Genomic DNA, 13029 nt, shown 5'->3' with positions numbered 1-13029 from the left:
GTGCCAGTGCCAGTACCCGGGAAGCGGCAGGATTGCCGCAGATTACTGCTGCGCGGCGCCGCGCAGGAAGGCCACCGTGAGGTCGGGAAAGTCACTGAACAGGCCGTCGACCCCGGCCTCCGTGAACAGGGCCCGGTGCAGGCTGCCGAGGTCGCTGACCCCCGCTGGCAGGTCGTCCGCACGCAGGGTGTAGGGGTGCACCTGCAGGTCGTGCTGGTGGGCGCGCGCTGCGAGGCCGGTGGGGGTGAGAAGCCCGTCATCGTGCACTGCGACCACCTGGGGAATCCAGGGGCCGATCCCGTCGGCGTAGCCGGCGATATAGGCGAGCCCGGCGTCGGTCTGCAGCCAGCTGTAGTCGACCTTGCTGTCCTCGCCCCAGCTGTTCTCGCCGATCAACTGGATGAGGGGCAGGGGTGTCCTGAACTCCTCGCGCAGCCGGCGCAGGGTGAGGTCGTCAAAGCACTGCAGGAAGACCTGCTGCGAGCGGTCCGCGTAGCCGGTCTCCTCGAGCACGGCAATCACCGCGGTGGCGATATCGTAGCCCTGGGCGGTGTGCCAGTTGGGAGACTTGAGCTCGATATACAGGCCTGCCGGGCGCCCGGTGGAGCGGTTCAGGCCATCGATGAGTTCAATCTCCTCGCGCAGGGTGGGCAGGCGGAAGCTGCCCTGGCCGAGGGGAAAGCGGCCGGGGTAGTAGGCGCGCTCCCGGCCATCGGCGTCGCGATGACTGCGTTCGTGCAGCCGCAGGCTGCGCAGCTCGGCGAGATCGAAATCCAGCGCATAGAAGCGGCCGTCCTCGCGCGCCCGCTGCGGAAAGCGCTGCTCGACGTCGGTGGTGGACTCCAGGTGGATGTCGTGGAGGATGACCGGGACACCGTCGCGGCTGAGCACGACATCCTGCTCCAGGAAATCCGCGCCCATGGCGTGGGCCAGCGCCTTCGCTTCCAGGCTGTGTTCCGGCAGGTAGCCGCTGGCACCGCGATGGGCGATGACCAGCGGCCCGCTATGAATGCCAGTGCTCACGGCGAGCAGAGCGAGCGCGAGCAGCCAGCGGGGAACGGGCAATCAGGGCAGCTCGGTAACCCAGTCGGCATTTTCGAACCATTTGTCACGCAGCTTGTTCAGCGCGCCGGTCTTGGCGTAGGAGTCGAGGTATTTCTCCACCAGGTTCTGCAGCTGCGGGTCGTCGCGGCTGACGGCGATGCCGATGGGCTCCAGGGTCAGCGGTTCCGGCAGGGTGACGAGACCGGTGCCGAGGTTGCGCAGCACGGCGAGCTTGCACACTGCAAGGTCCGCGAGCATGGCGTCGGCGTCCCCGTTCAGCACTTTCTGGATGCCGAGGTTGGTGTTGTCCACCAGGATCAGGGTGGCCTCGGGTATGTTTTCGGTCACGAAGGTCGCGCTGGTGCCATTCTTGACCGCGGCGAGTCGCACGTCCCCGGTGTTGAAGGTGTCGCTGGTGGTGGCTTCCGCCAGGACCTTGTCGGTGGTGAGAATCGACTTGCCCGACATCATGTAGGGGCCCGCAAAATAGGCCTGCTCGGCGCGCTCCGGGGTAATGGACAGGTTGGATATCACCATGTCCACCTCACCCTTTTCCAGTGCATCGAGCAGGTCGCCGAAGGGAATCAGTTTGATGTCCAGCTGGACGCGCATCGCTGCGGCCATGGCCTGGGCGAGGTCGACGTCATAACCCATGACTCCGCCGCGGCGGTTGAGTGTGGTCATCGGCGGCTGGTCGGCGGACATGCCAACCTTGAGCACCTTGAAGTCGGTTATCCGCTGCAGGGTTTCGCCGGCAGTGGCGGTGAATGGCAGGGCCATCAGGCCCGCGAGCATCCAGCCCGCCAGTGTGCGTCGATTCAGTTTCAGCATGTACGGTCGCTCTCCCCGGGGATTACATTACACAGTGTTTGGCGTAGCTGGCGGCCTCGTTGCTCGTCCAGTCGCCCTTGGGCTTTTCCTCAAGTTTTTTGCACCAGCGTTCCGACCCTACCTCGCTGCCCTCGATGACGCAGTTGGCCAGGTAGGTGGTGGCGTCGGAGCCGCTCCATTCGCTTTTCGGCTGTTCTGCTTTGGCTTCGCACCATTTCTTGCTGCCGGGTTCGGCGCTGCAGGCGGCCAGTCCGAGTACGATAGCCACAGTCAGTATCTTTTTCATGTCTGCTCTCCGTTTGCCGCAATTGTTGCGCTGGCCCCGGGTAGTATTGCATCGGCGGGCGGTGCTCGCCAGTCACACTGGAAAAAGCGCGGCCTTGTGTCGATAATGCAGCCATGTCTGCCGAGCATTCCAGTACCGATAATCGCACGCCCTCGCCGCCCTACGGTTACTCGCGCCCCTGTGAGCACAGTCGCGAGGAGCAGATTCATATCGTGGCCCTGTTTCACGCCAACAAGATTCGCCCCAGCCGCATCGCCTACCGGGTGGGGATTGATATCGCCTTCATCGAGCAGTTGATCGCCGGCGAGATCGAGCAGGAGCGATTTCCCGGCCTGGTCGCCCAGTACCGTCGCCAGCGCTACCAGGATCGCCTGCGGGCTACCCAGCAGCAGCGCGCCGGCAGTCGCTACGAACTGCAACAGCGCATTGAGCGGGAGTTCCAGCAGGAAACCGATCTCTGATTCGCACCCTCCCGGAATCCCCCATGTCTCCAGGCGCCCGCGGTCATGCCTAAACCGAAATTCCTGCGACCTGCCCTGTGGGTGCCGGCGCTGTTGCTTGCTGCGCTTCTCGAGGGCGTCTATTTCCAGTGGCTGCAGGGGCGATCGCCCGCGGCCGCGCCGCAGTTGTCGGCGACCCGGCTGGAGACGCTTGCGGGAGTCGTCGACAGCGCGTTGCGCGGCGATCCGGTGACCGCGGCGCCACCGCTGGAGCCCGCATGGGAGTCCGTGTATGCCGCCCTGTGGCGTGACGGCAAACGCGACGGACAGGCCTGGAGCCAGGCCGGACCGGACAGCGTGTTCGACGCCGTGAGCCGGGCCCGGCAGCGCGCTGCCACCGCCAGTGACAGTGTCGAGCTGTCGCTGGCCTGCTGCTTCCGCGATCTCGATCCGCAACAGCTGGGGGACGATCTCACGCCGGCGCAGCGCGGGGTGCGCGGCCTGGAGGTCATCTACGCGGGCCGCAGCCTGCGCTTTGCCCCCACCATGATGGTGGCGGAGAACCTGTCCTTCGAGCGGGCGCTGTCGCGCGCGGCCAGGTTCCTGCAGGTGGATGGCGATACGCTCCTCCGGGAGGCGCAGCTGCGCAGTTTCGAAGCCGCCCAGGTGCTGGTCACACTGCAGCCGGAACCGCGGGCGCAGCAGTTGTTCCGGGGCCAGCGAACGCTGCCGCCCGCTGCGGTGAACCGGGATTCGGTAGCGCAGTTTGCCCGGCAGATGGGCCGCTGGATGCATGCGAACCTGCACCCGGACGGCCGCATGACCTATATGTATTACCCCGGTTCAGGTCGCGAGAGCCACGCCAACAACATGATCCGCCAGTGGATGGCAACGCTCGCGCTGGTGCGCCTCGCCCGGGTCAGCGGCGACGGGGAGGACCTCGCCGCCGCCCGCCGCAATATCGAGTACAACCTGGCGCACTTCTACCGCCGCGAGGGTGAGCTCGGCATTATCCAGTACAAGGGCCAGGTGAAGCTCGGCGCGGTAGCCCTGGCGGCGCTGGCCCTGCTGGAAATGCCCGGCGATGAATATGCAGCACAGCTGCATTCCCTGGTGGCGACCACGGACCTGCTGTGGCAGGACAGCGGTGAATTCAACAACTTCCTGCGCCCGGAAAAGCGCAACCGGGAGGCTAATTTCCACAATTTTTATCCTGGTGAAACCCTGCTGTTGTGGGCTGCGCTGCTGCAGCGTGAGGCAGACCCCGGGCGTGAGCGACGTTTCATGCAGAGCGTCGAGTTCTATCGCCAGTGGCATCGCGACCACCGTCGCCCGGCCTTTGTGCCCTGGCAGACCCAGGCGGCCTACCTGCGCTGGCAGGACGGCGGTTCAGCGCAACTGTCCGACTGGATTTTCAGCATGAACGACTGGCTACTGGCGATGCAGGAGCACTCCGGTGACGGTTACCCGGACACCCCCGGGCGCTTTTACAATCCGCGAGTGCCGGCATACGGGCCGCCCCACGCATCTTCGACCGGCGTGTACCTGGAGGGCCTGGTGGATGCCTGGCAGCTGGCGCGGGCGCTGGGTGACAGCGTGCGCGAGCAGCGCTACCGCAGCGCGATTGTGCAGGGATTGCGCAGCGCGATGCAGTTGCAGTTCAGGGATGCGGATGGCCAGTGGTTCGTGGACGACCTCTTGCGCACCAGTGGCGGATTGCGCACCACGGTCTACAACAACGTGATCCGCGTGGACAACGTCCAGCATACCCTGCTGGCGGCGCAGAAAATCCTCGCGGCGGATGACGGGAAGGGCAGCCTGCTGCCGGTCGCCGCGCAGTGAGGGGGCAGCTCAGGCCGCGGCCAGGACCAGCTCTGTGGCGCGGGCGTCCAGGCTGATCGCCTTGACCAGGCGCAGTTCGCCCTGGGCGTCCTCGACCAGGGCGGTGCAGTTTTCCACCCAGTCGCCATCGTTGCAGTAGAGCACGTCGCCGTACTGCTGCACCACCGGGTGGTGCAGGTGGCCGCAGATGATACCGTCGTAGCCGCTCTCGATGGCCAGTTTCACCGCCGCCTGTTGGTAGGCCTTGATCGCCTGTTCGGCCTGGGCGACATGGGATTTCAGCCAGCCGGCCAGCGACCAGTAGGGGCGGCCGGTCCAGGCGCGGAAGTGGTTGAGCAGCCGGTTCAGCATCATGACCGTGTCGTAGGCGATGTCGCCGATCCAGCGATTGATGCGGCTGTAGCGCACGGCGAAATCCAGTTCGTCGCCGTGGATCACCAGGAAGCGCCGCCCGTCGGCCGTGGTGTGAACGACGCGCTCGCGCAGGGTGACATTGCCGAACTGGCTGCCGCAGAATTCACGGAAATTCTGGTCGTGGTTGCCCGGAACATAAATGACTTCCACGCCGGAGCGGGACTTTTTCAGCAGTTCCCGCAATACTGCGTTGTGCGCTTCCGGCCAGTAGACCCGGCGGTGCATGGCCCAGACGTCGACGATATCGCCCACCAGGTAGAGCTTTTTGCAGTTCACCCGTTTGAGCATCTGCAGCAGGTATTCCGCCTTGCTGTGCACACTGCCGAGGTGGACGTCGGAAATCCACAGGGTTTCGCAGTCGATACGGCCTTCAGCATTCAGTGCGTTCATGGTGTGAGCCCTCCCCAAGGCTGTCGCATGCGGCCGTGGCGGCCCCCAGATAGCGTTTGCGCTTTTTCGGTTTGAGCATGTCCAGGTCGGCGAGGACCAGGCTGTCTACGCAGTCGCCGAAATCGTGGTCGACATTGAAGGCGGTAAAGCTCACGCCACCGGGCTCCAGCGCCTGTGCGTAGTGCTTGTAAAGCGTGGGCACCGGCAGGCCTTTTTCCGCCAGTGCGTCGCGCAGGGCGCGGAAGTCCTCGTCGTGGTCGGCGCCGGTAAATTCCGTGGTAAAGCGGAACGCCAGGTCCGCCGGTATCCGGAAGGGTGTGCGCGCTGAGGCTTCCAGGCCCGGCCGGTCGTAGTACAGGTGGTGGAAGTGGGCGATGCGCGCGATGCCCTCTTCGCCGTAGATGGCACTGACCGACGCGGGACCGAACAGGTAGCGATAAGCCGGATACTTGCTGATGAATGCGCCGATCCCGAACCATAGATAGTCCAGGGCATTGCGATTCTGGTAGCGCGGCTGTACGAAGCTGCGCCCCAGTTCGAGGCCCCGGGCAAAGATATCCTGCATGCCCGGCCCGTAGTTGAACAGGCTGGCGGAATAGAGTCCGTCCACGCCCAGTTCAGCGACAATCATGCGCGCGTCGCCGAGGCGGTAGGCGCCGGCGATTTCCAGGTCGACGCTGTCCCAGAGTACCAGTTGCAGGTAGTAGCGGTCGAAGCGATCGGTGTCGCGGGGCTTGCCGCTGCCCTCACCCACGGTGCGGAAGGTCAGTTCGCGCAGGCGGCCGATTTCGCGCATCACGCAGGGTGAATCCTGCATCCGGCAGAGCACGATCTTCTTGCCGTCCGCGGTTTCGCCAAGGTGTTCGCTGGCGGCAATTTCCCGCTTCAGCAGCAGGCGGTTCTCGGGATGGGCGACAGTTTCAACCGACTGGAAAATCGGCCGGCCATTGCGCGCCAGGCGATACACGTGCTTGCGGAACATGGCCGCGAGCTTCTTCGCCGATACCTTGATGCCGGCGTAGTGTTCGTGGGGAATCGGGTTGCCGACCCGGGCGTCGACCGTATTGTGGCTCTGCTTGAACATCTCGCGCACCAGCCACAGGGTCGACAGCGGGCGCGCCAGGAAGGACAGGCTATAGAAAAACAGCGAGTTGCGCCCGGCGACGAACACCGGCAGGATCGGCGACCGGGTGGCTGCGGCGATTTTTACAAAGCCGTTCTGCCACTCGCCGTCCTTTACGCCCTTCGGCCCGAAGCGGGAGACCTCCCCCGCGGGGAAGATAATCAGCGCACCGTCGTTTTCGAGATGTTCGCGGATATTGCGCAGGTTCTTCTTCGGCGTCGAGCCGCCCATGTTGTTGACCGGCAGCAGTACCGGCTGCAGCGGGTGCACCGCGCTCAACAGTTCGTTGGCGACCACTTTGACATCCGGGCGGACCTGCCGCACCAGTTGCATCAGCGCCAGCCCGTCGAGTGAGCCGATCGGGTGATTGGCGGCGATCACCACGCGACCCGAGGCGGGAATGCGGGCGCGTTCCTTGTCGGTCAGGCGCAGGGTGAAGTCGAAGTAGCGCAGGGTCTGTTCAATGAAGTCGAAGCCCTGCAGGTGCGGATAATCACGCTCGAACTGCTGGAAGCGGGACTCGTAGAAAAGGAAGCCGAGGAAGCGGCCCAGCGTCCGTGCCGTGCGCTGGTGCCGCTGTACGAAATCGGGGTAGCGGCGCTCGAGGAACGCCTGTATCTCCAGCAAGGAAGTGCTCCCCTAGCGATCCAGCTCGGCGAGGTCGTCTACCCGCCAGACGGAGCCGATCGCTGTGCTGCTGGTTTGCTGGCGCTGGTTGGCGACAAGGACATCGATCTTGCCGCCGCGCTGCAGGAATTCATGGATCTGCGCATTGATTTCGTCGCGGATCCGGCCTTTCTCAATTGGGTTGGTGCCTGTACTGTTTCGGTTCATCGGTGTCCCCTCCCGATTTGTGGGTACAAGCATCGGATTTGCGTGTTACAGCGGGAATAAACACCGGTGAATGTTTTGTGACGGGTTACCGGGCTTGCCTGTGGCAGCAATGCCGGGTCCGGGCAGATTGTAATGTGTGGGCAAATTGCGATACTGGCAGCATGGCGCGGATTCTCCGCGCCCGCCCCCGACAATAATGAAAGAACAGAGGTCGAAGCCCGATGACAACAGCCACCAGCCGAATTCTCGAGGAACTGGCCGACCGCGAGGCCATCCGCGAATGCCTCTACCGCTACGCCCGCGGCGTCGATCGCCTCGACGCCGACATGGTGCTGAGCGCCTACTGGCCCGACTGTGTCGACAAACACCTGGACTTCACCGGCAATGCCCAGGAATTTGTCGACTGGGCCTTTCCCCTGATGGGCGGTGGCATGGACCAGACCATGCACCACATCACCAACGTGCTGATGAGCATCCGCGGTCAGCAGGCGGATGTCGAGGCCTACTTCTACGGCATTCACCGCATCAGCACGCCCGATGGCGGCAAGATGGATGTCATCGGCGCCGGTCGCTATATCGACAAGTTTGAAAAGCGCGGCGACGAATGGCGGGTCATCCGCCGCGAAGTCGTCACCGACTGGTTCCGCCAGTACCCGGACTCCGCGGACTGGTCCCAGGGCATGCTCGGCATGATGATCGAGCCCGGCGGGCGCCGTCCTGACGACGCCAGTTACCGGGATCTCGACCTGGTCTGAATCCGGAGACATGGGCGCTGGCTGGCAGACCGACGGACAGCTGAGCTGGCGGCAACTCACGCCCTACGGGGTAGAGGTCCGCACAAATCTCGCCGGCCGGCTGGAGCAGGCGGATATCGCAAGGCTGGTCAGGCTCTTCTGGCGCCACAGCCTGCTGGTCGCGCCCGGCCAGCAACTGAGCCTGTCGCGGCAGCGCGAGGTGCTCGGCTGGTTCGGTCCGGTGCTGTTGCGGGACGGCGAAAGCGGCGTGCTCAGCAACCAGGGCGAGCACGCGGTGGTGCGCAGCGGACTGGCCTTTCACGCCGACGCCGCCTACACCGAGCATCCTTTCGAGGCCATCGCACTGCATGCGCTGGACGTGGTCGATGGCGCTTCCTCCACCCGTTTCGCCCACGCCGAGCGGGCCCTGGCAAAGCTGCCGGAGCGATTGCGCCAGGCGATCGCCAGTCGCGAGGTCGACATGATCACCCCGGGTTTCAGCCTGCTGGAACAGCGGGTCTGCGATGTTCCCGATCCCGAGTTCATGCAGCGGGGGCGTCGCCCAACCATCCTGGAGAATCCGCACTCCGGCCAGTCCTACCTCAACCTGAGCGAAATGCATGCTGCGCAGCTGGTGGGCCTGGAGTGGGCGGACAGCCGGGAACTCTTGCGCGAGACCTTCGATTACCTCTACGCCCCGGACAACATCGCCGAGCATATCTGGCGGCGCGGCGACCTGGTGATCTGGGATAACCGGGCGCTGCAGCACGCCCGAGGCTCGCTGGCAGCGGTAGGGCGGCGGGTGTTGCAGCGGGTTATCGTCGGCAGCGAAGGGGCCGCGCCGCACACCCTGAATCCTTCTCCACGACCTGTCGCTTTCTGACGCAGCAATAACGACCCCGGCCTTCGGCGCCCGCTGCCGGCCAAAATCCCTCGCCACCACCCGCGCGGAGCCCTATGTGACCCCGCCTGTCCATAACCGGGCATATTGCGCACGAAAAATGAGCACCTCCCAACGTTTAACAGAAATGAAACATTACTATCACATATGTGTCACCTCCCATTCCTACCATGCACCCCACATAGATCGGCTAACGCCGGGCACATTCGTGTCTTTATTCCACTAACTCGGATTAGGGGTTCAACATGGTTCTTGACTCTCGACTGCGGCAATTCCTGCTCGCACTGTGCGTGACTTCGCTGACCGCAGCCACCTTGACTGCCTGCGGCGGTTCTTCCTCGGACAACGTCTCTCCCGGCCAGATTGTTATCGGCGATGGCGACGGAGATGGTGATGGCGATGGAGACGGCGATGGCGATGGCGACGGAGATGGCGACGGAGACGGCGATGGTGACGTGATCGAGAGCGTCATCCCGGACTCCCTGTCCTCCGCGATCACCGCCAGCGGCGAAACCGCCAACGACGGCCGCGAAATCTACGACATCGACGTGAGCCAGCTGCCCGGCGGCAAGCTGAACCCGGACGGCCTGTTACTGGGCAACGATGTGGTCTTCCGCATTACTGGCGGCGCATTGCGCGTTAGCAACGATTAAGGGGAGTGAAAGCAATGAATCGCAGCAAACTTTACGCAGCGCTGGCCGCCGCAGGCCTTATTGCCGGAGGCGTTTCCGGCCAGGCGCAGGCCCAGTCCTGCACCCTGGAAATCGCGCCCGGTGCCACCATTGTCGGTGGCAGCAGCGAGGACTTCATCGTCATTGAGCAGGGCTGTCGCATCGACGCGCAAGGCACCGCAGACCAGCCCATCGAATTTACCGCCGAGCAGGCGGTTACCGGCTCGGTAGAAGACAACGTGCGCGGCCTCTGGGGCGGCCTGGTGATCAACGGTTTCGCACCGATCAACGACTGCCCGGAAGGCGAAGAGGGCGGCACTGCCGGTTGTACCAAGGAAGGCGAGGCCAACTCCGGCCTGTTCGGCGGCGACAACCCCGGCGACGACTCCGGTGTCCTCAAATACGTGGTGGTGAGCTACGCCGGTTCCAACGTCGACCCGGAAAACCAGCTCAACGGTATCGCCTTCCAGGGCGTGGGTAGCGGCACCAGCGTCGAGTACGTTCAGGTACACAACAACCTGGACGACGGTATCGAGTTCTTCGGCGGTACGGTGAGCGCCAAATATGTCGTCCTGACCGGCAACGGTGACGATTCCCTGGACTGGACCGACGGCTGGAGCGGCAGCATCCAGTACCTCTACCTGGAGCAGTCCGACTCCGGTGACAACCTGATCGAGGCGGACAACCGCGAGGGCGACGAGAACGCCATGCCGCGCTCCATTCCCTCGATCAGCAACATGTCCGGCTTCGGTCTCGCCGGCGAAAACGGCCTGCGCCTGCGTCGCGGTACCGGCCTGCACCTGACCAACTCGCTGGTCAGCGGCTCCGGCACCTGTATCCGTGTCGAAGGCGAATCCCGCAACCTGCTCGGCTCGGACCTCACCGTGGCCGGCACCAGCTTCGACTGCGCCGAAGCGGTGACCGACGATGACGATGGCTCGGTCGCCATGTACCTCGACAGCGCCGACGAGGTTTCCCTGGGCGGAGGCAGCGTGTCACCGGTTACCCCGAGCGGCAGCTTCTTCGAGAGTGCCGACTTTATCGGCGCCATCGGCGGCGACAACTGGACCGCCGGCTGGACCGTGGCCGGTTCCGTGAGCAACACCACCCCGAACCCGGGCATGGGCTGTCCTGCGGGTACCACCGAGGCCGAGGAGTTCGCCGGCCAGACCGTGTGTGACCTCACCGGTACCATTACCCAGGACCTGAACCTGACCGCCGGTCGCCTCTACCGCCTGAACGGCAAAGTGGTTGTCGGCGGTGACAACACCGATTCCGCGACCCTGAGCATCGCTGCAGGCGTGACCGTCTTCGGTGGCACCTCCAGCGATTTCCTGGTGATCTCCCGCGGCTCGCAGATCATGGCCAACGGTACCGCCAACGCGCCGGTGACCTTTACCGGCGCCGACGATCTTCTCGGCAACGTCGATCCGGCCACTACCCGCGGTCTGTGGGGTGGTGTGGTGCTGAACGGTAATGCCCCGATCAACGACTGCCCCGAAGGCGCCGCAGGCGGCACCGACGCCTGCACCAAGGAAGGCGAGGCCAACTCCGGCCTGTTCGGCGGCAGCGACGCCAGCGATTCCAGCGGCAAGCTGAACTACGTGGTAGTGAAATACGCCGGCTCCAACGTCGATCCGGAAAACCAGCTCAACGGTATCGCCTTCCAGGGTATCGGTTCCGGCACGGTGGTTGACTACGTACAGGTGCACAACAACCTTGACGACGGTTTCGAGTTCTTTGGCGGCACCGTCAACGCCAGCCACATTGTTCTCACTGGCAACGCCGACGACTCCCTCGACTGGACTGATGGCTGGACCGGCACCATGCAGTACGTGCTGATCAACCAGGCCACCGACGCCGGCGACAACGGCATCGAGGCGGACAACCGCGAGGGCGACGAGAATGCGCTGCCGCGCTCCATCCCGACCATCGCCAACATGACCATCGTCGGCAGCCCCACCGAGCGCAGCGTGCGCTTCCGTCGCGGCACCGGCATCCACATGTACAGCAGCTACCTGACCAACAGCGCGACCTGTATCGATGTCTCCGGCGAGTCCCTGAACCTGCTGGGTACCGACATCACCTTCGACGGCGTCTCCTTCGACTGCCCCGAAGTGGTTGACGGCGACAACCCCGACCTGCAGGCCTTCCTCGACAGCCTGGGCAATGTCTCCCAGAGCGGCGGCGCGGTATCCCCGGCTGACCTCTCCGGCATCGCCAACCTCGAGAGCAGCGACTTTATCGGTGCGGTGGGCGACGTCAACTGGACCAGCGGCTGGACCTTTGGCGACATCGACACCGGCGTGCCGGAATTCCCGGCGGCTGGCTGCCCCGCGGGCACTACCGAGGGCGCGGAAATCGCCGGTATGCCCAGCTGTGTCCTGAGCGGCACCATCTCCGGTGAACTGCAGCTCAACAACAGCAACTACTACGTGCTCGACGGCAAGGTGGTCGTGGGCGGTGACAACACCGACACCGGCACCCTGGTCATCGACGCCGGCACCACCATCCTCGGCGACGACGACACCGACTTCCTGGTGGTCTCCCGCGGTTCGCAGATCATGGCCAACGGCACCGCGAATGCGCCGGTGACCTTCACCGCGATCGAGGACGTGCAGGGCCAGAACCTGGACGGCGCCCGCGGCCTGTGGGGTGGCGTCGTGCTGAACGGTAACGCGCCGATCAACGACTGTCCGGAAGGCGCAGTGGGTGGCACCGATGCCTGCACCAAGGAAGGCGAGGCCAATTCCGGCCTGTTCGGCGGCAGCAACGCCGACGACAACAGCGGCAAGCTCAGCTACGTGGTGGTCAAGTACGCCGGCTCCAACGTCGACCCGGAAAACCAGCTCAACGGTATCGCCTTCCAGGGTATCGGTCGCGGCACCCAGGTCGACCACATCCAGGTGCACAACAACCTGGACGACGGTGTCGAGTTCTTCGGCGGCGCCGTGGACGTGAGCTACATCGTGCTGACCGGCAACGGCGACGACTCCCTCGACTGGACCGATGGCTGGGTTGGCCGCATGCAGTTTGTGCACATCGTGCAGGCGGATGACGCCGGCGACAACGGCATCGAGGCGGACAACCGCGAGGGCGACGAGAACGTCGAGCCGCGCTCCAACCCGACAATTGCCAACATGAGCATCATCGGCAACACCGGCGAGCGGGCCATCCGCCTGCGTCGCGGCACCGGTGCCGACCTCTACAACGTACTGGTCACCGGCTCCGCAACCTGCCTGGACGTGTCCGGTGAGTCCGTCGGCCTGCTCGGCATCGATATCAACATCGAGAGCAGCTCCTTCGGCTGCGCCGATGTGGTGGATGGCGACAACGCCGACCTGCAGATGTACCTGGACGGCGCGGTCAATGTGACCCAGGACGGCAGCATCCCGTCGGCAGCGACCCTGCCCGCCGACGGCTTCTTCCAGTCCTCTGGCGTGGTCGGTTCCGACTTCGACAGCTGGAAGGGCAACTGGGTATTTGGCCTCTAAGGGTCGGCCTGCAAGTGAGAGTGCA

General features: G+C 64.5%; 12 protein-coding genes. 6 read left to right on the top strand and 6 right to left on the bottom strand.

Features of this window, described 5'->3' with window-relative positions:
* Positions 1–42 precede the first annotated feature (42 nt).
* Genes glpQ through ACNKU3_RS12970 form a run of 3 tightly spaced genes read right to left on the bottom strand, consistent with a single transcriptional unit; the run spans position 43 to position 2161 of the window.
* On the bottom strand, positions 43–1065 hold the full coding sequence (gene glpQ, locus ACNKU3_RS12980) for a glycerophosphodiester phosphodiesterase (protein WP_418259898.1): 1023 nt from the start codon (positions 1063–1065) through the stop codon (positions 43–45).
* Complete coding sequence (locus tag ACNKU3_RS12975; protein ID WP_418259897.1) at positions 1066–1875, bottom strand: transporter substrate-binding domain-containing protein; 810 nt, start codon at positions 1873–1875, stop codon at positions 1066–1068.
* A gap of 22 nt (positions 1876–1897) precedes the next feature.
* Entirely contained in the window at positions 1898–2161 is a 264-nt protein-coding gene (locus ACNKU3_RS12970; protein ID WP_418259896.1) for a DUF3012 domain-containing protein, read from the bottom strand.
* A gap of 113 nt (positions 2162–2274) precedes the next feature.
* On the opposite strand from ACNKU3_RS12970, the gene ACNKU3_RS12965 reads away from it, so the two are divergent.
* Together ACNKU3_RS12965 and ACNKU3_RS12960 are read left to right on the top strand one after the other, a co-directional pair.
* Positions 2275–2622: a hypothetical protein gene (locus ACNKU3_RS12965; RefSeq protein WP_418259895.1), complete on the top strand. Its 348-nt coding sequence runs from the start codon at positions 2275–2277 to the stop codon at positions 2620–2622.
* A gap of 45 nt (positions 2623–2667) precedes the next feature.
* Positions 2668–4443, top strand: coding sequence for a hypothetical protein (locus tag ACNKU3_RS12960; RefSeq protein WP_418259894.1), 1776 nt, complete (start codon positions 2668–2670; stop codon positions 4441–4443).
* A gap of 9 nt (positions 4444–4452) precedes the next feature.
* Here the strand turns inward: ACNKU3_RS12960 and ACNKU3_RS12955 are convergent, their stop codons facing one another.
* From ACNKU3_RS12955 to ACNKU3_RS12945, 3 genes are read right to left on the bottom strand one after another with little or no spacing between them, the layout of a single operon-like run.
* The gene (locus ACNKU3_RS12955) at positions 4453–5247 is read right to left on the bottom strand and encodes a UDP-2,3-diacylglucosamine diphosphatase (protein WP_418259893.1); all 795 of its coding nucleotides are present in this window, start codon (positions 5245–5247) and stop codon (positions 4453–4455) included.
* Entirely contained in the window at positions 5228–6997 is a 1770-nt protein-coding gene (locus ACNKU3_RS12950; protein WP_418259892.1) for a lysophospholipid acyltransferase family protein, read from the bottom strand. The genes ACNKU3_RS12955 and ACNKU3_RS12950 overlap by 20 nt, the downstream gene beginning before the upstream one ends.
* A 12-nt stretch (positions 6998–7009) precedes the next feature.
* Positions 7010–7204 carry a hypothetical protein gene (locus tag ACNKU3_RS12945; protein ID WP_418259891.1) on the bottom strand — a complete coding sequence of 65 codons (195 nt, stop codon included), beginning with the start codon at positions 7202–7204 and terminating at the stop codon, positions 7010–7012.
* Between the two features lie 221 nt (positions 7205–7425).
* Here ACNKU3_RS12945 and ACNKU3_RS12940 point away from each other — a divergent pair, with 221 nt between their 5' ends.
* The 4 genes from ACNKU3_RS12940 (at position 7426) to ACNKU3_RS12925 (ending at position 13004) form a co-directional block, all read left to right on the top strand.
* Positions 7426–7959, top strand: a complete 534-nt coding sequence (locus ACNKU3_RS12940; RefSeq protein WP_418259890.1) for a nuclear transport factor 2 family protein — start codon at positions 7426–7428, stop codon at positions 7957–7959.
* Positions 7960–7969: 10 nt separating this feature from the next.
* Positions 7970–8821 carry a TauD/TfdA dioxygenase family protein gene (locus ACNKU3_RS12935; protein WP_418259889.1) on the top strand — a complete coding sequence of 284 codons (852 nt, stop codon included), beginning with the start codon at positions 7970–7972 and terminating at the stop codon, positions 8819–8821.
* Between the two features lie 263 nt (positions 8822–9084).
* Positions 9085–9492 carry a hypothetical protein gene (locus ACNKU3_RS12930; RefSeq protein ID WP_418259888.1) on the top strand — a complete coding sequence of 136 codons (408 nt, stop codon included), beginning with the start codon at positions 9085–9087 and terminating at the stop codon, positions 9490–9492.
* Between the two features lie 14 nt (positions 9493–9506).
* A complete protein-coding gene (locus tag ACNKU3_RS12925; RefSeq protein WP_418259887.1) occupies positions 9507–13004 on the top strand; it encodes a hypothetical protein in 3498 nt (1165 codons plus the stop codon).
* Positions 13005–13029 lie beyond the last annotated feature (25 nt).

It is taken from the genome of Haliea sp. E17, from assembly GCF_048323675.1.
Lineage (GTDB): Bacteria > Pseudomonadota > Gammaproteobacteria > Pseudomonadales > Halieaceae > Mangrovimicrobium.
This window is presented reverse-complemented; position numbering and strand designations above follow the sequence as displayed.

Bases quoted from the DNA above. Each gene is read 5' to 3' on its own strand.
- ACNKU3_RS12975 (WP_418259897.1), bottom strand. From the start codon at position 1,875: ATGCTGAAACTGAATCGACGCACACTGGCGGGCTGGATGCTCGCGGGC.
- ACNKU3_RS12970 (WP_418259896.1), bottom strand. From the start codon at position 2,161: ATGAAAAAGATACTGACTGTGGCTATCGTACTCGGACTGGCCGCCTGC.
- ACNKU3_RS12965 (WP_418259895.1), top strand. From the start codon at position 2,275: ATGTCTGCCGAGCATTCCAGTACCGATAATCGCACGCCCTCGCCGCCC.
- ACNKU3_RS12960 (WP_418259894.1), top strand. From the start codon at position 2,668: ATGCCTAAACCGAAATTCCTGCGACCTGCCCTGTGGGTGCCGGCGCTG.
- ACNKU3_RS12955 (WP_418259893.1), bottom strand. From the start codon at position 5,247: ATGAACGCACTGAATGCTGAAGGCCGTATCGACTGCGAAACCCTGTGG.
- ACNKU3_RS12945 (WP_418259891.1), bottom strand. From the start codon at position 7,204: ATGAACCGAAACAGTACAGGCACCAACCCAATTGAGAAAGGCCGGATC.
- ACNKU3_RS12940 (WP_418259890.1), top strand. From the start codon at position 7,426: ATGACAACAGCCACCAGCCGAATTCTCGAGGAACTGGCCGACCGCGAG.
- ACNKU3_RS12935 (WP_418259889.1), top strand. From the start codon at position 7,970: ATGGGCGCTGGCTGGCAGACCGACGGACAGCTGAGCTGGCGGCAACTC.
- ACNKU3_RS12930 (WP_418259888.1), top strand. From the start codon at position 9,085: ATGGTTCTTGACTCTCGACTGCGGCAATTCCTGCTCGCACTGTGCGTG.
- ACNKU3_RS12925 (WP_418259887.1), top strand. From the start codon at position 9,507: ATGAATCGCAGCAAACTTTACGCAGCGCTGGCCGCCGCAGGCCTTATT.